The organism is Haemophilus haemolyticus (assembly GCF_003493605.1).
Lineage (GTDB): Bacteria > Pseudomonadota > Gammaproteobacteria > Enterobacterales > Pasteurellaceae > Haemophilus > Haemophilus haemolyticus_J.
Window position 1 is genome coordinate 77,312 of the sequence record NZ_QQKA01000002.1, and the last position, 20,159, is coordinate 97,470.

At 38.7% G+C, this 20,159-nt stretch carries 18 protein-coding genes and 1 pseudogene; 2 read left to right on the forward strand and 17 right to left on the reverse strand.

Annotated features, from left to right (window positions below):
• Positions 1–14: 14 nt before the first annotated feature.
• The 14 genes and pseudogenes from DV424_RS01950 to proC all read right to left on the reverse strand — a co-directional run bounded on the left by DV424_RS01950 (position 15) and on the right by proC (position 14,390).
• The gene (locus DV424_RS01950) at positions 15–497 is read right to left on the reverse strand and encodes a surface-adhesin E family protein (RefSeq protein ID WP_118858886.1); all 483 of its coding nucleotides are present in this window, start codon (positions 495–497) and stop codon (positions 15–17) included.
• 31 nt (positions 498–528) lie between these two features.
• Positions 529–1,269, reverse strand: a complete 741-nt coding sequence (pflA, locus tag DV424_RS01955) for a pyruvate formate lyase 1-activating protein (protein ID WP_118858887.1) — start codon at positions 1,267–1,269, stop codon at positions 529–531.
• Positions 1,270–1,384: 115 nt separating this feature from the next.
• Positions 1,385–1,675, reverse strand: a pseudogene (locus DV424_RS01960) (putative quinol monooxygenase).
• Between the two features lie 82 nt (positions 1,676–1,757).
• The gene (pflB, locus tag DV424_RS01965) at positions 1,758–4,070 is read right to left on the reverse strand and encodes a formate C-acetyltransferase (RefSeq protein ID WP_179224654.1); all 2,313 of its coding nucleotides are present in this window, start codon (positions 4,068–4,070) and stop codon (positions 1,758–1,760) included.
• Between the two features lie 37 nt (positions 4,071–4,107).
• The gene (gene focA, locus DV424_RS01970; protein WP_118858889.1) at positions 4,108–4,962 is read right to left on the reverse strand and encodes a formate transporter FocA; all 855 of its coding nucleotides are present in this window, start codon (positions 4,960–4,962) and stop codon (positions 4,108–4,110) included.
• Between the two features lie 283 nt (positions 4,963–5,245).
• Positions 5,246–6,427 (reverse strand): glutathionylspermidine synthase family protein, encoded by a 1,182-nt coding sequence (locus DV424_RS01975; RefSeq protein WP_118858890.1) that lies wholly within the window; start codon positions 6,425–6,427, stop codon positions 5,246–5,248.
• Positions 6,428–7,009 carry a DUF1190 domain-containing protein gene (locus DV424_RS01980; RefSeq protein WP_118795517.1) on the reverse strand — a complete coding sequence of 194 codons (582 nt, stop codon included), beginning with the start codon at positions 7,007–7,009 and terminating at the stop codon, positions 6,428–6,430. It lies immediately after the preceding gene.
• 12 nt (positions 7,010–7,021) lie between these two features.
• Entirely contained in the window at positions 7,022–7,441 is a 420-nt protein-coding gene (locus DV424_RS01985) for a DUF2251 domain-containing protein (RefSeq protein ID WP_005636440.1), read from the reverse strand.
• An 8-nt stretch (positions 7,442–7,449) separates the two neighbouring features.
• Positions 7,450–8,088, reverse strand: coding sequence for an NUDIX hydrolase N-terminal domain-containing protein (locus DV424_RS01990; protein WP_118858891.1), 639 nt, complete (start codon positions 8,086–8,088; stop codon positions 7,450–7,452).
• A gap of 71 nt (positions 8,089–8,159) precedes the next feature.
• A complete protein-coding gene (gene eno / locus DV424_RS01995) occupies positions 8,160–9,470 on the reverse strand; it encodes a phosphopyruvate hydratase (protein WP_118775397.1) in 1,311 nt (436 codons plus the stop codon).
• Between the two features lie 190 nt (positions 9,471–9,660).
• Positions 9,661–11,298, reverse strand: a complete 1,638-nt coding sequence (gene pyrG / locus DV424_RS02000; RefSeq protein ID WP_118858892.1) for a glutamine hydrolyzing CTP synthase — start codon at positions 11,296–11,298, stop codon at positions 9,661–9,663.
• A gap of 186 nt (positions 11,299–11,484) precedes the next feature.
• Positions 11,485–12,378 carry a site-specific tyrosine recombinase XerD gene (xerD, locus tag DV424_RS02005; protein ID WP_005636429.1) on the reverse strand — a complete coding sequence of 298 codons (894 nt, stop codon included), beginning with the start codon at positions 12,376–12,378 and terminating at the stop codon, positions 11,485–11,487.
• Between the two features lie 30 nt (positions 12,379–12,408).
• Positions 12,409–13,575 carry a 3-phenylpropionate MFS transporter gene (locus tag DV424_RS02010; protein WP_118858893.1) on the reverse strand — a complete coding sequence of 389 codons (1,167 nt, stop codon included), beginning with the start codon at positions 13,573–13,575 and terminating at the stop codon, positions 12,409–12,411.
• Complete coding sequence (gene proC / locus DV424_RS02015; protein ID WP_118858894.1) at positions 13,575–14,390, reverse strand: pyrroline-5-carboxylate reductase; 816 nt, start codon at positions 14,388–14,390, stop codon at positions 13,575–13,577. Before proC ends, DV424_RS02010 begins: the two co-directional genes overlap by 1 nt.
• 65 nt (positions 14,391–14,455) lie before the next feature.
• Here proC and rdgC point away from each other — a divergent pair, with 65 nt between their 5' ends.
• Positions 14,456–15,364 carry a recombination-associated protein RdgC gene (gene rdgC, locus DV424_RS02020; protein ID WP_118858895.1) on the forward strand — a complete coding sequence of 303 codons (909 nt, stop codon included), beginning with the start codon at positions 14,456–14,458 and terminating at the stop codon, positions 15,362–15,364.
• A gap of 130 nt (positions 15,365–15,494) precedes the next feature.
• Here the strand turns inward: rdgC and DV424_RS08965 are convergent, their stop codons facing one another.
• Complete coding sequence (locus DV424_RS08965) at positions 15,495–16,628, reverse strand: YadA C-terminal domain-containing protein (protein ID WP_239993567.1); 1,134 nt, start codon at positions 16,626–16,628, stop codon at positions 15,495–15,497.
• Positions 16,629–16,830: 202 nt separating this feature from the next.
• Complete coding sequence (gene srmB, locus DV424_RS02035; protein ID WP_118858896.1) at positions 16,831–18,150, reverse strand: ATP-dependent RNA helicase SrmB; 1,320 nt, start codon at positions 18,148–18,150, stop codon at positions 16,831–16,833.
• Between the two features lie 80 nt (positions 18,151–18,230).
• Here srmB and DV424_RS02040 point away from each other — a divergent pair, with 80 nt between their 5' ends.
• Positions 18,231–18,929 (forward strand): tRNA1(Val) (adenine(37)-N6)-methyltransferase, encoded by a 699-nt coding sequence (locus tag DV424_RS02040; RefSeq protein ID WP_192880625.1) that lies wholly within the window; start codon positions 18,231–18,233, stop codon positions 18,927–18,929.
• Between the two features lie 31 nt (positions 18,930–18,960).
• Here the strand turns inward: DV424_RS02040 and DV424_RS02045 are convergent, their stop codons facing one another.
• Entirely contained in the window at positions 18,961–20,016 is a 1,056-nt protein-coding gene (locus DV424_RS02045; protein ID WP_118858898.1) for a tRNA/rRNA methyltransferase, read from the reverse strand.
• Positions 20,017–20,159: the final 143 nt, after the last annotated feature.

The window sequence follows — 20,159 nt, forward strand, 5'->3', positions numbered from 1 at the left end:
TTCGCTATATTTTGTTATTTTTTATCTGAAGGTTGTGCTCTGCCATAATTAGCACAAATAATCTGAGCAGCATTATAAAGCGTTGTATCAGGTGTTAAACTTAACGTATGTTTCTTTTGCTTTTTAGGCGCGGCACGCAAACCCTGTCCCCAAAACTCATCATAGAAATCAGTTCGCACTTGAGTTAAATGATAATTTGCACAATTCAAAATCTTGTACTGACGAACAGAACGAGCATAACGTTTAGGCTCAGGATAAACATACAATCCCTTATCTAAATTCACCACTGCATCAAAATGTACAATTTGTGGCTCTTGATTATCTACCCAGATCGATTCACTATCGATGTAATAATTTACATTCTTCACCAAACGTACATATCCGCTTCGCACATCAGTCGGCGGTGTCAGCTTCACATCGTTTTGTTCAGCCTTTTGGATTTGAGCAGAACAGGCGGTAAGTAACCCAAGTGATAATATTAAAATCAGTTTTTTCATTATTTACTCCTTATGTTAGCTGACATTTATTCTAGAATTTTACAGTGTGCCCATAACCTTCTAGGATTGTTTTAATATGCTCTAACGATTCTTTGGTTGGCGATAATACATCTTCAAGCTCATAATCTAACCCAAGGGTTTTCCATTTATGCGCACCTAATCGATGATAAGGAAGAAGTTCAACTTTTTCAATATTGGTCATACCTTCAATAAACTGACCTAATAAATGCACATCGTGATCGCTATCGGTATAACCAGGAACAACAACATAACGAATCCATGTACGTTGATTGCGTTTTTGCAAATATTTTGCAAATTCAAGGGTACGTTTATTTGGTACCCCAATAAGATTTTGATGAACTTGATCATTAAGCTCTTTTAAATCAAGTAAAACAAGATCGGTTACATCTAATAATTCATCAATAATATGATCATAATGACGTACAAAACCATTTGTATCCAAGCAAGTATTAATCCCTTCCGCTTTACAAGCACGGAACCAATCGCGTACAAACTCTGCTTGTAACACAGCCTCACCGCCAGATGCCGTAACACCACCGCCAGTCGCATTCATAAAATGGCGATAAGTCACGACTTCTTTCATTAAATCTTCGACACTGATTTCTTTGCCCCCTTCAAGATCCCAAGTATCACGATTGTGACAATATTTGCAACGCATCAAGCAACCTTGCATAAATAAAATAAAACGAATACCTGGCCCATCTACAGTGCCACATGATTCAAAAGAGTGAATTCGTCCAAGAACTGACATACATAAATTTCCTAAAACTAGATATAGCTAAATTTTACCAAATATTTAGTCTATAAAAAATGAGCCTGATTTAAATCAGGCTCATAATTAAAATATATTTATCAAAGTGCGGTCATTATTCGCTGACTTTTTGGAAGGTTTGAACCACTGACGCTTGTTCACAACACTCGACCAATACAGGTACAATTGAGGTAAAGTGTGGCGTTGCAAAATGTTGTTCCAAATCGGCTTTGCTTTTCCATTGCTCAATAAAAACATAATGATTAGCCTACTCGCTATTTTGTTGTAATTCATAAGATACGCATCCTGTTTCTTGACGAGTATGCTTAATTAATTCTTGGCATTGAGTTAGAAAATCATTAATTTTGTCCGCTTTTACTGAAAATTGGGCAATAACTGTTAGCATAATTTGCTCTCCTATATATAAAAATAAACCACTCACAAAACTAGTATGTGAGTGGTTTATATTAAAACACAATATTATTTACTTAGAAAGACTCAGTAAATGTACGGGTTACGACGTCTTGTTGTTGCTCTTTAGTTAAAGAGTTGAAACGTACTGCGTAACCAGATACACGGATAGTCAATTGTGGATATTTATCCGGATTTTCCATTGCATCTAACAACATTTCACGGTTTAACACGTTAACATTTAAGTGTTGGCCACCTTCAACAGTTGCTTCGTGGTGGAAATAACCATCCATTAAGCCTGCAAGATTACGGCGTTGTGCTTCTGCATCTTTACCTAACGCATTTGGTACGATTGAGAAGGTATAAGAAATACCATCTTTCGCGTAAGCAAATGGTAGTTTAGCTACAGAAGTTAATGATGCTACCGCACCTTTTTGGTCACGGCCGTGCATTGGGTTCGCACCTGGTCCGAATGGCGCACCAGCACGACGACCATCTGGGGTATTACCAGTTTTCTTACCATAAACTACGTTAGAAGTAATGGTTAATACAGATTGTGTAGGCACAGCGTTGCGGTAAGTTTTAAGTTTTTGAATTTTCTTCATGAAGCGTTCAACTAAGTCACAAGCGATGTCATCAACACGGTTATCGTTGTTACCATATTGTGGATATTCACCTTCGATTTCAAAGTCGATTGCTACGTTGCTTGCTACAACATTGCCATCTTTATCTTTGATATCGCCACGAACTGGTTTAACTTTCGCATATTTAATTGCTGAAAGTGAGTCTGCTGCAACAGAAAGACCTGCGATACCACAAGCCATAGTACGGTATACATCACGATCATGTAATGCCATTAATGCTGCTTCGTATGAATATTTATCGTGCATATAGTGGATTACGTTTAAGGCAGTCACATATTGTTTAGCCAACCAATCCATAAAGCTGTCCATACGAGTCATTACTGTATCGAAATCTAATACTTCATCAGTAATTGGTGCAGTTTTCGGACCTACTTGCATACCTAATTTTTCATCGATACCGCCGTTAATTGCGTATAACAATGTTTTCGCTAAGTTTGCACGTGCACCGAAGAATTGCATTTGTTTACCCACAACCATTGGTGATACACAACATGCGATTGCGTAGTCATCATTATTGAAGTCTGGACGCATTAAATCATCGTTTTCGTATTGAACTGATGAGGTATCAATCGATACTTTCGCACAGAAACGTTTGAAGTTTTCAGGTAATTGTTCAGACCAAAGAATGGTTAAGTTTGGTTCTGGAGAAGTACCCATGTTGTAAAGAGTGTGTAAAATACGGAATGTATTTTTGGTTACTAATGTACGACCGTCTAACCCCATACCTGCGATGGTTTCAGTTGCCCACATTGGGTCACCAGAGAATAATTGATCGTATTCAGGTGTACGTAAGAAACGAACCATACGGAGTTTCATAACTAAGTGGTCAACTAATTCTTGCGCTTCAGTTTCAGTAATTTTTCCTGCTTTTAAATCACGTTCGATATACACATCAATAAAGGTTGCAGTACGACCGAATGACATTGCAGCACCATTTTGTGATTTGATTGCAGCAAGATAAGCAAAGTACATCCATTGAATTGCTTCTTGAGCATTAGTTGCCGGGTTAGAAATATCATAACCATAGCTTGCTGCCATTTGTTTTAATTGACCTAATGCACGGTGTTGTTCTGCGATTTCTTCACGTAAACGAATTGTGGCTTCAAGATTTACGCCATCTTCTAAATCTTTTTGTAAAGAAGAGAATTGTGCGTATTTATCTTTCATTAAGAAGTCAACGCCATACAGCGCTACACGACGGTAGTCACCGATGATACGGCCACGGCCATAAGCATCTGGAAGACCAGTTAATACACCAGATTTACGGCAACGTAAAATATCTGGCGTATAAACATCGAATACACCTTGGTTGTGGGTTTTACGGTATTCAGTGAATATTTTTTTCACTTCAGGATCTAATTCTCGACCATAAATTTTGCATGACCCTTCCACCATTTTGATACCACCGAATGGCATAATGGCACGTTTTAAAGGTTCATCAGTTTGAAGACCAACGATTTTTTCTAAATCTTTGTTAATGTAACCTGGTGCGTGAGAGATAATGGTAGATGGAGTATGTTCATCAAAATCTAATGGCGCGTGAGTACGGTTTTCAATTTTGATTCCTTCCATTACAGATTCCCAAAGCTTAGTTGTTGCTTCAGTTGGACCGGCTAAGAAAGAGTCATCGCCTTCATAAGGGGTATAGTTTTTTTGGATAAAGTCACGTACATTGACATTTTCTTGCCAATCGCCACCAGTAAAACCAGCCCACGCCAATTTTTGCGCATCATTAAGTTCTGACATAGTCATTTCCTTTGTTAATTAATAAATAAGTAAATCTTTAATGTGTCTTGGTTAAATAACGTTGGAATACACCAATACAAATTGCCCCGCCGACAATATTTCCCAACGTTACAGGGATTAAATTCTTCACAATGAAATGATACAAATCTAAATCTGCGTATTTCATCGGATCAACATCGATTTGTTGCCAAAATTCAGGTGTACTAAAATGTGCGGTAATAATTCCCATCGGAATCATAAACATATTAGCCACCGAGTGTTCAAATCCTGACGCAACAAACAAACTAATCGGCATAATCATAATAAATGCTTTGTCTGTAACAGTCTTACCAGAATAAGACATCCAAACCGCCACACACACCATAATGTTACATAAAATACCTAGATTAAAAGCTTCAAACCAAGTGTGATGAATTTTATGTTGGGCAGTTGCAAGAATTGTTAAACCCCATTGGCCGTTTGCTGCCATTGTTTGTCCACCAAACCAAATAACAGCCGCAATAAATAAACCACCAACGAAGTTGCCCAAATATACTACGATCCAGTTTCGAATCATTTGGGTTGTTGTTATTTTTCCGCCTACGCGGGCAACTAAGGTTAAAGTAGAAGAGGTGAATAATTCAGATCCTAAAATCACCACCATAATTACGCCCAAGGAGAAGACTAATCCACCTACTAACTTGGTTAATCCCCAAGGTGCGCCTGCACTAGCAGTTTGTGTTGTCGTGTAAAATACAAAGGCTAAGGCAATACAAGCTCCAGCACTAATGCCAGACATAAACGATAAAAATGGACGTTTATTTGCTTTATAAGTCGCTGTATTTTCTGCATAATCCGTTGCTTCAACAGGTGTGAGCGCAACAGAAGATAGTTTTTGATTTTCTGATGCCATAATCAAACTCCAAATATTGAAAAAGTGAATGAAAATTTAATACTTCTAATAAGTTTACAACTTCAAATACTTCTACAACCGTCACCATTTTACTCTCCTCCCCTAGTATTGCAAAGAAAACTACTATTTATTTCAACAAAATTTGATATTTTGCAAGATTTTTTCAGATAAAATAACCATAACTCTTTAGTAATAGTTTTAGGTAAAAAAATAACCGCACTTTTATCAAAAAAGACAAAAGTGCGGTTAGTTTTCTAGTTATTTTAGCAATACTCAGGACTCATTAAGGTACAAAATAATGCGGCACAAAATGACTGTCATTGCCAGTGACGGCAGTAAAATCTTCGCGTAATCCCATACCGCAAGCCACATCCCCCACAACCCAAGAGCCGATAATTGGATACATTCCATCAAAACTTGGTAATTCAAATTTTTGTTGATAAACATAACCTGAATTACCATAAAACGTAGAATGTTCGCTTCCTTTCGCTGCAAATTCTACACCATTGTTTTTCTCATAATAGAAGACATTGGCACCTTCTCGACCTAACAATGGTTTTTTCACCCACATCGATAAATCTTTTGGTAATTCGAAAGGCGTAAAATAAGCAGGCAATAAATTCGGGTGATTAGGATAACGCGCCCAAAGTTTTGCCAATAGTGCTTTATTACTTAACAACATTTTCCACGCTGGTTCAATAAATCGTGTTTCAGCCGTTGTAATATGGCGAGCAAACTCAGCATGGCTTAGCCATTCCAGCGGATACAATTTAAATAACATTTCAATAGGCTGATCATTTAAATCTACAAATTTTTTTGTTTCGCTGTTATAGCCAATATCTTCCACCGATAATTGATGAATATTCCAACCTGCGTTATAAGCCACATCAGCTAAATAATCCACATTGCCCCAATCTTCACGGCCAGCATCCTGCATGGCACTCAAATGGAAATCTGTTTTACCACTTTGTTGTTTCAAAAATTGGAAATGTTTAATTAATTCTTCATGAATCCAGTTAAATTGATCACGATGTTTCAATCCCTCAATTTGCTCCAACCACTGCCATTGAACAACTGCAGCCTCCAACAAAGATGTTGGCGTATCGGCGTTATATTCAAACATTTTTAGGTTGTCGCCATCATAGCCAAAATCAAAGCGTCCATATAAATAAGGATCTTGATTACGCCAAGAGGTTTCAATAAGCTGTTTTTGCAACTCCGTAAAACGGTAATTTTCATAATCGCCTTTTTTAATTTCATCCTCCGCAAAATCTAAACACATTGAATGTAATTCATTCGTTGTATCCTCAATACGATCAATTTCCGCTAAGGTAAATTCATAGGCGACATTATCAGACCAATAATGAGATCCATCACTGGAAGGCAAATTATAGTAATCAAATCCAACATTAAGTAGCTGTTGCACCATATCTGGTCGAGTAGGAAACCCAGTTACACGTTTCATTTAGCCCCCACTGCTACGATTAGTATTACTTGGGCTACTAAAACCACCACGAGATACAGGTTTGCTATTCATGCTTCCTGCATTTCCTTTCACGAGCATTGGTTTTCCAACGGAACGATTTGTTTGCGGTTGCACCACTTGCCCTGTTGGTGTGGTGACAGCTCGATTTCCTGGATGATAGCTTGGGCCAAGGAAACTACTAATTGCACGAGCCGCCATATACCCCATAACGCCACCGGCAATCGCAGCCCCTAAAGAAGGATCGGAACTTTCAGCTTTTGCAGTTGATTCAGCATTGTTATCGCTTTGATTAGCTTGTACATCATTTTCAGCTGGATTTTTTACCGCACTTTCTTCATTACCATTATCACGAATATTTAAACCAAGCCCCTGCTGTGGTGTGGTTTCAGTTTTCTGAGTACTCTCGGTATTTTTATCTGCCTCACAAAGCTCAATTTTTTTCCAATCCGCTAAACAATCGTCTAAAGACTGATATACATCGCGTTGTACTTGTTCTTCTGAACAGCCTCCTAATAAGGCCACAATAGATAAACTAACTAAAATCTGATTTTTCTTTTTCATTGTTCTCAATTTTTATCGAATGGTTTTCACGCCTAGCCATTGCTCGGCCTGTTTATTAGTAATTTCTTCACGAGTCCACATGCTCATTAAATCTGGTTGTGGATATTTATTGCTGTTATAGCCGACTAAACGGGCAAAATCAAATACGGCATGAGGATAGCCATTAATAAGCAATAATGCTAAATAACCACTCTCATCCCAACAAATTTCAAGTTTGCGTGCTTCATGATGATTAGAGGTTGAATCAACATTATACACGTGCAACATATCCACTATCGGTTGAGCATTTTGACGCATATCAAGTGCATAAAAATAGCCCGTTTCACCGTCATCTTCAAACATTACAGCAAAATGCTCAAATACCGTAGAATGCGTTCCCACTTGCTTTGGCGTTCCTAAAAAGAGTTCATCCTCTAAAGTTAAATGTAACATAATCTTTCCTAATCAAATTGTGTAATCCAATGGCAACTATTATATGCTTGAAAACAAAGCTCTACTTGAGCTTTCGTATTTTTTGCATCATTCATTGGTGGAAGTTTATCCAAGGAAAAATAAGCAGAGTCCAACGTTTCACTGTTTGCCTTAAATTCACCTGACAATCTTTCACACATAATAAAAGCCTTCTGTACACGATGAGCCAAAGGCGGATAGTTATGCTTATGCTGGTCGTGGATTGCAATAATAAAAGTTGGCTTCACATTTAGCCCTGCTTCCTCATACACCTCTTTTACTGTATTACTATGAAGCGTCTCCAATACATCAACCCATCCTCCAGGCAATGACCAAAGTCCATCATTTTCTAGCACTAACAAAATTTTATCATCTTGAAAAATCGCTGCCCGAGTATCTATTTTTGGAGTTTGGTAGCCATCCTCATTACAAAAAAGATTTTTAACCGTTTCTTTTGGTATTGCCATTTTATGGCTAATCATTTCAGCTGCTAAATCTCGAAGACGCTCATAGCGTTCTATATCATAAATATTTTTACAATAAGCCAAGCCACTTTGTGCAATACTTTGAATTTCAATCGCCCAAGATAACCAAGGTTCAGTAAGCAATGAATTAGATTGAGTATTCATAAAAACTCCCTAAAAAAACACCGCACTTTTATACAAAGTGCGGTGAGATTTTACAGTAAATTCAGCGTGAATTACGCTTGACCTTTAACCGCTTTTAAGCCAGGGAATGCCGCTGGAGTACCCGCACGTTCTAATGCTTCTTCGATACGGATTAATTGGTTGTATTTAGCAATACGGTCAGAACGGCTCATAGAACCAGTTTTGATTTGACCTGCTGCTGTACCAACCGCTAAATCAGCGATAGTCGCATCTTCAGTTTCGCCAGAACGGTGAGAGATAACCGCGGTATAACCAGCATCTTTAGCCATTTTGATTGCTGCTAAAGTTTCAGTTAAAGAACCGATTTGGTTGAATTTGATTAAGATAGAGTTTGCGATACCTTTTTCGATACCTTCTTTTAAGATTTTGGTGTTAGTTACGAATAAGTCGTCGCCCACTAATTGAACGCGGTCGCCTAACACTTTAGTTTGGTATGCAAAACCTTCCCAGTCAGATTCATCTTGACCATCTTCGATAGACACGATTGGGTATTGTTTAGTTAATTCTTCAAGATAGTGTGTGAACTCTTGAGAAGTGAATGAACGGCCTTCACCTTTCATTTCATATTTGCCAGTTTCTTTGTTGTAGAACTCAGAAGATGCGCAGTCCATCGCTAAAGTGACGTCTTTACCTAATACATAACCTGCTTTTTCTACTGCTTCTTTGATACATGCTAAAGCGTCAGCGTTAGATGCTAGGTTAGGTGCGAAACCACCTTCGTCACCAACAGCAGTGCTCATGCCTTTAGCTTTTAATACTTTAGCAAGGTTGTGGAATACTTCAGCACCGATACGAAGTGCTTCACGTAATGTTTTCGCACCCACTGGTTGAATCATGAATTCTTGGATATCAACGTTATTATCTGCGTGCTCACCACCGTTGATGATGTTCATCATTGGTAATGGCATAGAGTAAACGCCTGGAGTGCCATTAAGTTCTGCAATGTAAGCGTAAAGTGGTAAACCTTTAGATGCTGCAGCTGCTTTTGCGTTTGCTAAAGATACCGCTAAGATTGCGTTTGCACCAAAGTTAGATTTGTTTTCGGTTCCGTCTAAATCGATCATGATTTGGTCGATTTCAGCTTGGTTAGACGCATCTTTACCAAGAATTGCTTCTGCAATTGGGCCGTTTACTGCTGCTACAGCTTTTAATACGCCTTTACCCAAGAAACGAGATTTGTCACCATCACGCAATTCTAATGCTTCGCGAGAACCAGTTGATGCACCAGATGGAGCCGCAGCTAAACCAACAAAACCACCTTCTAAGTGAACTTCAGCTTCAACAGTTGGATTACCGCGTGAGTCGATGATTTCGCGACCAATCACTTTAACGATTTTTGCCATTTTTATTTTCCTCAATTAAGTTAATTAAAACGGGTTAGGCGAGCCTAAAACAGGCGATATGATAAAGCTATTTTGAGATTTTGTCTTGTAAAAAATGCGTATGCTTTGATCTTTATCTATTTTTACAAAATAAAAGAGCGGTGAAAAAATTCGTCGTTTCTCACTGCTCTTTTTACCCTAATTTAATCCATTACTTCATAGATTGTTTGTGATTTTCATAGGCTGCTTTCACAAAGCCTGCAAACAACGGATGGCCATCACGAGGCGTAGAAGTAAATTCTGGATGGAATTGGCAAGCGACAAACCAAGGATGATTTGGCACTTCGATAATTTCTACCAATTTTTTATCTGCAGATAAGCCCGTTACTTTCAATCCTGCTTTTTCAATTTGAGGAAGCAAGGTATTGTTCACTTCATAGCGATGACGATGACGCTCTTCAATGGTTTCTTTGCCATAAAGCTCGCGTGCACGGCTACCTGATACCAAATGACATTGTTGTGCACCTAAACGCATTGTTCCGCCAAGATCAGATTCATCGGTACGTACTTCTGTATTACCATCCGCATCTTGCCATTCCGTGATTAATGCAACCACGGGTTGCTCACAATCTTTATCAAATTCAGACGAATTGGCTTTAGTTAAACCCGCTACATTACGTGCATATTCAATCAATGCGATCTGCATACCTAAGCAAATGCCCAAGTAAGGAATTTTGTTTTCACGTGCATATTGTGCGGTACGAATTTTACCTTCCACACCACGATAACCAAATCCACCAGGAACAAGAATGCCATCAATGCCTTTTAATACTTCAACACCTTTGGTTTCAACATCTTGGGAATCAATATATTTAATGTTAACGCTTAAACGATTAGTTAAACCTGCATGTTTCAATGCTTCATTTACAGATTTATAGGCATCGGGTAACTCAGTATATTTACCCACCATACCAATGGTCACTTCACCCACTGGATTCGCTTGTTTGTAAAGTACTTGCTCCCATTCAGAAAGATCCGCTTCAGGGCAAGTTAAACGGAAACGTTCACAGACAAAATCATCTAAACCTTGAGATTTTAATAATGCTGGGATTTGATAAATCGAATTTACATCTTTTAATGAAATGACTGCGCGTTCTGAAACGTTACAGAATAAAGCAATTTTCGCACGCTCATTTGGCGGAATCATGCGATCGGAACGACAAATCAACACATCAGGTTGAATACCAATAGAAAGCAATTCTTTTACAGAATGTTGAGTTGGTTTAGTTTTAACTTCACCAGCCGTTGGAATATAAGGCACTAAAGTTAAGTGCATAAATAATGTATGTTCACGACCAACTTGAACGGCTAATTGACGCAATGCTTCTAAGAATGGAAGTGATTCAATATCCCCAACGGTACCGCCTACTTCAACAATCACAACGTCATGACCTTGAGCGCCAGCAATCACGCGATCTTTAATTTCATTGGTGATATGTGGAATCACCTGAATTGTTGCGCCAAGATAATCGCCACGACGCTCTTTACGTAATACTTCAGAATAAATTTTACCTGTGGTGAAGTTATTACGTTTAGTCATTTTCGTGCGAACAAAACGCTCATAGTGACCTAAGTCTAAATCTGTTTCTGCACCATCTTGTGTAACGAAAACTTCCCCATGTTGGGTTGGGCTCATCGTACCTGGATCCACGTTAATATATGGATCTAATTTCATAATAGTTACGTTTAAACCGCGAGCTTCTAAAATTGCCGCCAATGATGCTGCCGCAATGCCTTTACCTAACGATGAAACCACACCGCCAGTGACGAAAATATAATTTGTAGCCATAGGGAACCTAATCTGTATTGGGATATAAATGATTATAGCTAATCATCTTACAGACAAAATCAACCAAAAGTGCGGTCAAAAATCGAAGATAACTAGCTATCAAAGACGGGACGGTAGTTTACCTGATTTGGTCAATGAACTCAATTAGAAAACCACAATTAGCATGTAAAGTATTGTTAGACTTATCTATCCTCTAGGATGAAATCTTTCATGCAATCGTTTCAATCTCTCTTTTGCCACGTGAGTATAAATCTGTGTTGTGGATAAATCTGTGTGCCCTAGCAACATTTGCACCACGCGTAAATCCGCACCGTGATTCACTAAATGGGTGGCAAAAGCATGGCGAAGAACGTGAGGGGAAAGTGCATCAGCATCAATATCCGCGAGAATGGCATAATGTTTTACACGATGCCAGAAAGTTTGACGAGTCATTTGCTGTGCACGTTGACTTGGAAACACAACATCAGAACTCTGCCCATTTAAGAGAACAGGACGACCATAAAGCATAAATTGACGAACCCAATAGGCTGCTTCTTCCCCCATTGGCACAATACGCTCTTTGTTCCCTTTACCAATCACTCGCACCACGCCTTGTTGCACGCTCATGTTTTCAATCGTAAGCGAAACTAACTCCGTTACACGAAGCCCCGTCGCATAAAGCAACTCTAACATTGCTTTATCACGCAATTCCAAAGGAACTTCCACATCTGGCGTATTGAGCAAATCAGACACTTGTTGCTCAGTTAAATATTTTGGCAGGCGACTAGGTAATTTAGGCGAACTTAGCACCGCACTTGGATCATCTACTCGGTATTTTTCCCGATATAAATATTGGAAAAGTTTACGCATTGCACTTAACATTCGCGCGGTGCTCGTGGCTTTGTAACCTTTCTCTAGACGTTCACCCAGAAAACCTTGCAAATCAACAGCATCTAAAGTTTCCAAAGACAAGTCATTTTTATCCAACCAATCACAAAGTGCGGTTAAATCCAAACGATAAGATTGAACGGTATTTTCTGAAAGCCCTTTTTCAATCCAATATTCGTTAAGAAACAAATCGATGAGCGCAAGATTTTTCATATTACTTTTCTACAAGGAAAGCGATGCGTCCTATTTATGCTGAACAATCAGAAAGGCATTTAACTTGCGTGGAATCACAAAAAATGCTGCCGCCGCGATGATACTCATAAATACAAATGTCATCGCTGGCGACGTTGGATAAATCATACCTGCAATCGCAGTGAAAATAGCAATGAGCACACCATTCGATAAACCATTATACAAACCTTGTAACTTCGCAATATGGCTTTGCGGCTGGGTGGTGATATAGCGAACAATCGCATAATGGCACACGGCATAAGTTAAACTGTGCATAAGTTGCAATAAGAATATCAACCAAAAATCTTCAATATATCCCATTACAGCCCAGCGTCCAATGCACGCAAGCGCAGAAATATAAAGCAGCACACTGATAGAAATATTTTGAAATAAGCGACGAGAAAAGAAAAATAATACAATTTCCGCTAATACGCCAATGCCCCAAAGTAAGCTAGTTTGAGAAACGGAGATCCCAATGCTTGTCCAATAAATCGTGCTATAAACATAATAAGCCGCATGAGAGCCTTGAATCAGCCCTACTGCAATCATGACTCGCAATGTAATAGGATTTTTCAGTAACGCAATAAAACCAATATTATTTTGATCGCCACTTTCAGGTATTTCATCTTTTGGAGGAATCGTCGGTTTTAAAAGCTGAATGATGGTATAGAAGGATAAAAGTACGGTTAAAATCCACACGATATTTTGCTCACCTACCCAGCTAATCATGCCACCAAACACCACTACGCCAAGAATAAAGGCAGCAGAGCCAATTAAGCGTACCTTCCCGTAATCCAAGCCGATTTGGCGTTGCCAAGTGGATGCCAACGAATCCCCAATTGGCATTCCCGCTGAATTCACAGAGGCGTATAAACCGATAGCAATAAACAACAACCAAAAATTATGTGCAACTAAACTCATTGCCGCCATAATAATTGCCGATACTAACGCCAATAGACGTAAGGAACTAATAATATGATTGGCTTTTTTAATCAGCGATGAAAAAAATAATCCGCCTGCAAATCGGAAAATATAAGCACTCCCGATCACCAAACCAATCATTTCTTCACCATATTGTTGCGATTTCAACCATGCAGGGAAAAACGGCAAAAATACGCCATAAGCGCAGTAGTAACCAAGAAAGCTCAGTGCGAGCCAATAAAAAGGACGAACTTGCATCAGAATAAAGTTTCCATTTCTTGTGAACGAGACAAACAAGCCTGCATAGCTTGCTCTATTGTTTGATTAAAATGTTGTGCGTCAAATACTGCTAACGCTGCCGCAGTGGTGCCACCTTTCGAGGTAACATTTTCACGCAAAGTTGAAAGTGCAATTTGCGGATTATCTATCACCATTTTTGCTGCACCAAGCATAGATTGCTGCACTAATTCACGCGCAGTTTTCTCATCAATATTCATTTTGATTAAGGCCTGTTGCATTACTTCCAGCATTAAAAAGAAATAAGCGGGGCTACTTCCTGAAGCAGCGGTTACTGCGTGCATTTGAGTTTCATCATCCACCCAAACCGTTCTTCCCACAGCGCCCAATAAATCTTGTGCAAAAGTGCGGTGATTTTCACTCGTATTTTTCGGTGCAAATAAACCCGCCATACCTTCCCCTACCAATGCGGGCGTATTTGGCATGACGCGCACTATCGATTTTATACTTGGAATTAATGCATTCAAGCGTTCAGTTGAAATGCCCGCAGCAATGGAAATTAATAATTTATTGGAAAAATCCACCGCACTTAGTGGCGAACAAACATCAGCCATCATTTGAGGTTTTACCGCAAGCAACACAACCTCAGCTTTGGTTGCACTTTCGACATTATTTTCTGAAGTTGCCACGCCAAGATTGGCAAAGAATGCTCTTTTTTCCTGATTCGGATCGTTCACAATAATTTGCTCTGCAGGATAACCTTGTTTCAACAAGCCAAGAATAATAGCCTGCGCCATATTGCCGCCGCCAATAAAGGCAATCAATTTGTGTTGCATCGTTTTTCCTACTTTTATGGGCTATAATGTCGTACATTCTACCCTATATTGAAGGAAGTGTTACGATGTGGTTCAAAAATTTAATGACTTATAGGCTGACTAAACCGCTAGATTGGGATCTTGCACAGCTACAAACTCAACTAGAAGATTGTCAATTTCATCCTTGCGGTGCTCAAGATCAAAGTAAATTTGGTTGGTCTGCGCCATTAAGAGGTTCTGATCTACTCTATTTTTCTGTAGGAAAACAAATTCTATTAATCGCCAAAAAAGAAGAAAAAATCTTGCCGGCAAACGTGGTCAAACGTGAACTTGATGAACGCATTGAAAGCCTTGAACAAAAAGAAAACCGCAAACTTAAAAAGGTAGAAAAACAAACATTAAAAGATGATGTTGTTATGAATTTATTACCTCGTGCGTTTAGTAAAAATCAGCATACGGCACTGTGGATTGATACGGAAAATAATCTTGTTCATGTTGATGCCGCATCAAGTAAACGCGCGGAAGATACGCTCGCATTACTGCGTAAATCCTTAGGTTCGCTCCCTGTCGTGCCTTTAGCCTTTGCCAATGAACCCTGCACGATTTTAACCAATTGGATCCTTCAAGATACTTTACCGCATTGGTTGATTGCATTGGAAGAAGCCGAGCTTCGTGGCAGTCAGGAAGACAGCGTTATCCGTTGCAAAAAACAACCTTTAGAAAATGAAGAAATTCTCGCCCTTCTGCAAGATGGCAAAAAAGTAGTAAGTAAATTATCCTTAGAATGGGAAGATACCTTAACTTTCGTTTTTAACGAGGATTGCACCCTCAAACGTTTAAAATTTGCAGATAGTGTACGCGAAAAAAATGATGATATTCTGAAAGAAGATTTTGCACAGCGTTTCGATGCAGATTTTGTACTGATGACAGGTATTTTAGCCAAACTCACCGAAAATTTATTAGATGAATTTGGTGGCGAAAAAACTAGACTATAAAATCATATTGCAAATTTACCGCACTCTTTTCAGTTTATATCTAAAAATTCTTTGCACATAAAAAATACCTGTTTCTGATATTACTCAAAAACAGGTATTTATTTTCTGTTATGGAAAATTAGTTATCTAATTACCATTCAAAGTTTACACCAACATTATAAGTTGCGCTGCCACCACGAGTGAAAGCAACACCTGCTTTAGTCGCGATATTTTCGTTATAACGATAACCAGTACCTACAGCAACTGCAGTTTGAGATTTATAACCACCTACAGCAGCGGTAAGATTTAATTTACCTACGTTATACGGTTGGAATAAACCATTTAATGCAGCTTGAGCAGCAAGACCACGTTTAAGATCTTTATTAAGGTTATTTACTCTGTTATCTAAATTATCAAGACGTTGAGTGTGAGTTGCGATTGCCGCTGTGTGAGTTGCGATTGCCGCTGTGTGAGTTGCGATTGCCGCTGTGTGAGTTGCGATTGCCGCTGTGTGAGTTGCGATTGCACCTTCATTCACACCAATTCTGTCACTATGATTACGTAAACGCTCAATTTGAAGAAGTTGTTTATTACGAATATCTGTAATACGTGAGGCGTTTTTCGCTACACCGCGTTCTGCTCCAGTGACTAAGTTTCTTACTTTATCTAAATCACGGTAATCATTACGATTTTGCAGATCAGCAATAGCATCAGTATGTGAATCAACTGTATTAAGTAACCCGTCATTGCCAAAAACAGTTTCGTTTAAATCAGCAACATCTTGATCTACATTTTGAATATATTCTCCCAAATTGCTAACTGCAGTATTTGTACTCTCACCTAATGTGGTTAAATTCGTTTTTAAATCCTCGATATCAACTTCATTATCAGCCACTCTATTTTTCAGACTATTAATATTACTTCCTGTAATCTCGCCTAAGAACTCAAGAGTATCTGCATTTGCTTTAATACCAGCTTGGTTTTCTAAAACAGAGTTCACAACCCCTTTGCCTTTCAATGGATCTGAGTTTACATCATCTTCAGTTGCATTTCTTTCTTCTAAATTACCACTATTATTAACAGCAAGAATTTTTTCGTCTTTTTTAAAGCCATTTAAAATTTGCGAATTTCCTTGAATAGCAGCAACAAGTGAATTTCGAACACCCTTAGTAAAAGCTGCACCACTATTATCTCCTGTATTAATCTCTTGAGCAAAAGCCGAAGCTGATAACGCACCACCTACTAATACAGCGATTACAGACTGTTTTAATGAATTTTTTTTCATAAGGAATCCTTAATTATTTAGGGTTATTAAATTGAACTAGAACAAAGTAAAACTATACTATACAAGCATAAGCATAAGCATAATTGAGTATATACTTCTACTATGTTGAGTCAAAATTCTATTATAAAAAAAACGTTAAAGCAATATCAAAAAATTTCCCACACAAAAAATGTGCCTCAAGCAGAATTTAAATCACACCTAATTAAATATGACTGTTACTTGGCTTACGTCGTTTGCCGATATTTTTCGTATCCTTATGACGCAATTTTACTTTTTTCTTTGCCTCTGTTTTTTTCTTTTCTTCACGTTTTTCTTTAATACGTGCCTTTTGTTTTTTACTTACAGATTTCACTTCACCGTCTTTTGGTGGCTTAGTGCGAGGTTCTAAGCCTTCTAAAACGCGCGCCTTTAAAATTTCCTCGGTATAGCGTTTGATTTTACCTAGCAACTTGTAATCATGCGCTTCGACAAAAGAGACTGCCGTGCCTTTTTTGCCTGCTCGCGCGGTACGTCCAATTCGATGTAAATAAGTATCCGCACTATAGGGCAAATCAAAATTCATCACATGGCTTACATCGTCAATATCAATACCGCGCGCCGCCACATCCGTTGCAACCAATACCGTCACAATACCTGATTTCAATTTATCAATCGCATTGTTACGTTGAGTTTGTGCCATTTCGCCTTCTAAATATGCGGAACGAATGCCTCGTTTACGCAATGTTTCAGAAAGTTCACGCGCATCTTCACGACGACGAACAAACACAATTCCACGCGTCACTTCTTCAGTTTCAATAAAACGCGCAAGCAATTTGATTTTGTGTTCATTGCTGTCTGCGTGATAATACCATTGGTTGATTTTTTTTCTTTCGCGGCGACTTGGTTCCGCATCTACTTTCACAGGATCATTCAATAAACGCTCCGCAAAATCGACCAATAGCTCACCTTCTAAGGTTGCAGAAAACAACAGGGTTTGTTTTCGCCAACGGGTTTCAGCCGCAATTTTTTCCGCATCTTGTCCAAATCCCATTTGTAACATTCTATCGGCTTCGTCAAAAATCAGCATTTCAACGGAACGGCAATCAAAATTTTCTTCTTTAATGTATTGCAATAAACGACCGGGCGTTGCCACCACTAAATCTTGATTGGTATTGAACACATCACCGTGATTTTGATACGCCACGCCACCTGTAATTGTCGCAATATTTAAATGGGTGAACTGAGCTAATTCCTCCGCTTGTTCTGCCACTTGCATTGCCAGTTCACGGGTTGGCGTTAATACCAAAATACGCGGCGGACCTGGTTTACGACGCGGATAATCCAATAAATGTTGTAGCGCAGGTAATAAAAAAGCAGCAGTTTTCCCAGTTCCCGTTGGTGCAGAGCCTAATACATCACGCTCTTCCATTGCGGCTGGAATGGCTTCCATTTGAATAGCTGTTGGGCGGGGATAACCTTTTTTCTCAAGCGCCTTTAAAAGCTCAGGAGAAAGATCAAATTGTTCAAATTGGGATAAATTCATTATTGTGCGGTTCTTTGTTAAAATTGGCGCGAATTATACCCGAAAAGCACCTAAAAGTGCGGTCAATTTACGAAAAATTTATGAGCGGATTTACCTTTAAACAATTCCATATCAATCAAGATTCTTGTGCCATGAAAGTCGGCACTGATGGCATTTTGTTAGGTGCTTGGGCAGATGTAAAACATTGTAAAAATATTTTAGATATGGGCAGTGGCACTGGATTGTTGGCTTTAATGTTGGCGCAACGAACAAAAGAAAACTGCCAAATTCAAGCGGTTGAGTTGGATTCTATTGCCGCAAAACAAGCACAAGACAACATCAACAATTCAGTATGGAAAAATCGCATTCAACTTATTCAAACGGATATACAACATTTTTTACAAACCACTGAACAAACCTTTGATTTAATTGTGGCAAATCCACCTTATTTTGAACAAGGTATTGCTTGTAAAAATGAGGAACGAGAATTGGCTCGTTATACCAAGCAAAGCCACTTAAATTGGTTAGAATGGGCTGCCACGCGTTTATCGGAAAATGGAACAATAAGTTTTGTGTTGCCTTATGAGGCAGGCAAAACGCTCACAAAATCCACCGCACTTTTTTGCATAAAACAGACAAATGTCATTACTAAAGTGGGAAAAACGCCCCAAAGAATGCTACTTACCTTTGCCAAACAGCCAGAAGTTTTAATGCAAGATCAATTGGTGATTTATGATGAGGATAATCAATATACTGAAGCGTTTATTGAATTGACTAAAGACTTTTATTTGAAATTTTAAAGGGAAAATCATTTTCCCCTTTAATCATACACTATCTAAAATACCACTTCGCTAACAACACACCCGCATTCACCGCAATGTTTAGGCCTGATTTAATTGGGCTTGCGAGCGTTAAACGCACTTGCGTGTCTTCTGGTGTCGCTAAACTTTCCGTAGAACTTTCACTTAGCACAAAAACCACTTTATTTTTTAACCGCACTTTATCCAACGGCTCGCCTTGTTTATTGTGCGATACGTGAATAATTTGATAGCCTGACTTACGTAATTGCATTAAAGCTGAATCAATATAATCCGTTTCTAACACACGAATATATTCCGCACCACCCTCTGCTACGCGCATTGAGGCTGCCGAATACAGATTTTCCACATTATCAGCGACAATATTTTTCACGCCAAAATAAGCGCAAGTACGCAATACGCCACCAATATTTTGCGCATTATTCACGTTGTCTAATAGCACTAAACAATCCTCGTTACGAGGAATATCCAAATATCCTTGCAACGTGAAAGCACGCGGTTTCTTCACTAATAAACAAATGCCGCCATGATGTTCTGTTCCGCTCACTCGAGCTAATTCTTCGCTATCTACAATATGATAAGCCTTTTTGTTTTCGGCTAAATAACTCAATACTTCGCCAATTTTGTGTGACATTTGTACGGTTGCCCACAATCGAACAATACTTTCAGGGCGTTCTGCAAATAAAGCTAAACAGGCATTTTCACCGTAAACTTTCATTTCTTCCGCACGGTTTTTCTTAATTTTTTCAGGCGCACGAGGAGAAAGCGCACCCGTTTTCTTTTCTTTTGTTTTATAAACCGTACCCGTACTTTTTATCGTCACTTGAACCTTAGGTTGTTCTGCATTTTTATTTGATGGCGCACGAGATAAAGAAAGTTGCGTAATTTTAGTTTCTTTCACTTCTTGTTTATCACGAGAAAAACGAGATTTTTCGTTTCTATTTCCATTAAATTTATCATTAGAGTGCGGTCGATTTTGAGTTGGTTTTTCTCGATACTTTTCCCCCACAGAGCGTTCTTGAAAGGTTCTGCCGGCGGATTGAAAAGACGGTTTGCGTTTGTCGTTCATAGGATTTTCCTGAATTAAAATGGCTATTATTTAGTCAAAAAATGCTAAAATTTGTGAGCATTATAACGAAAAAAAGCCTTTTTTCTATTAATAAGCACGTGAAATATTGTAAACTAACGCACTAGTCTTTAATCACGAGATGG

Coding starts and splice junctions, on each gene's coding strand:
- DV424_RS01950 (WP_118858886.1), bottom strand. CDS start 497: ATGAAAAAACTGATTTTAATATTATCACTTGGGTTACTTACCGCCTGT.
- pflA (WP_118858887.1), bottom strand. CDS start 1,269: ATGTCAGTTCTTGGACGAATTCACTCTTTTGAATCATGTGGCACTGTA.
- pflB (WP_179224654.1), bottom strand. CDS start 4,070: ATGTCAGAACTTAATGATGCGCAAAAATTGGCGTGGGCTGGTTTTACT.
- focA (WP_118858889.1), bottom strand. CDS start 4,962: ATGGCATCAGAAAATCAAAAACTATCTTCTGTTGCGCTCACACCTGTT.
- DV424_RS01975 (WP_118858890.1), bottom strand. CDS start 6,427: ATGAAACGTGTAACTGGGTTTCCTACTCGACCAGATATGGTGCAACAG.
- DV424_RS01980 (WP_118795517.1), bottom strand. CDS start 7,009: ATGAAAAAGAAAAATCAGATTTTAGTTAGTTTATCTATTGTGGCCTTA.
- DV424_RS01985 (WP_005636440.1), bottom strand. CDS start 7,441: ATGTTACATTTAACTTTAGAGGATGAACTCTTTTTAGGAACGCCAAAG.
- DV424_RS01990 (WP_118858891.1), bottom strand. CDS start 8,088: ATGAATACTCAATCTAATTCATTGCTTACTGAACCTTGGTTATCTTGG.
- eno (WP_118775397.1), bottom strand. CDS start 9,470: ATGGCAAAAATCGTTAAAGTGATTGGTCGCGAAATCATCGACTCACGC.
- pyrG (WP_118858892.1), bottom strand. CDS start 11,298: ATGGCTACAAATTATATTTTCGTCACTGGCGGTGTGGTTTCATCGTTA.
- xerD (WP_005636429.1), bottom strand. CDS start 12,378: ATGAAAAATCTTGCGCTCATCGATTTGTTTCTTAACGAATATTGGATT.
- DV424_RS02010 (WP_118858893.1), bottom strand. CDS start 13,575: ATGCAAGTTCGTCCTTTTTATTGGCTCGCACTGAGCTTTCTTGGTTAC.
- proC (WP_118858894.1), bottom strand. CDS start 14,390: ATGCAACACAAATTGATTGCCTTTATTGGCGGCGGCAATATGGCGCAG.
- rdgC (WP_118858895.1), top strand. CDS start 14,456: ATGTGGTTCAAAAATTTAATGACTTATAGGCTGACTAAACCGCTAGAT.
- DV424_RS08965 (WP_239993567.1), bottom strand. CDS start 16,628: ATGAAAAAAAATTCATTAAAACAGTCTGTAATCGCTGTATTAGTAGGT.
- srmB (WP_118858896.1), bottom strand. CDS start 18,150: ATGAATTTATCCCAATTTGAACAATTTGATCTTTCTCCTGAGCTTTTA.
- DV424_RS02040 (WP_192880625.1), top strand. CDS start 18,231: ATGAGCGGATTTACCTTTAAACAATTCCATATCAATCAAGATTCTTGT.
- DV424_RS02045 (WP_118858898.1), bottom strand. CDS start 20,016: ATGAACGACAAACGCAAACCGTCTTTTCAATCCGCCGGCAGAACCTTT.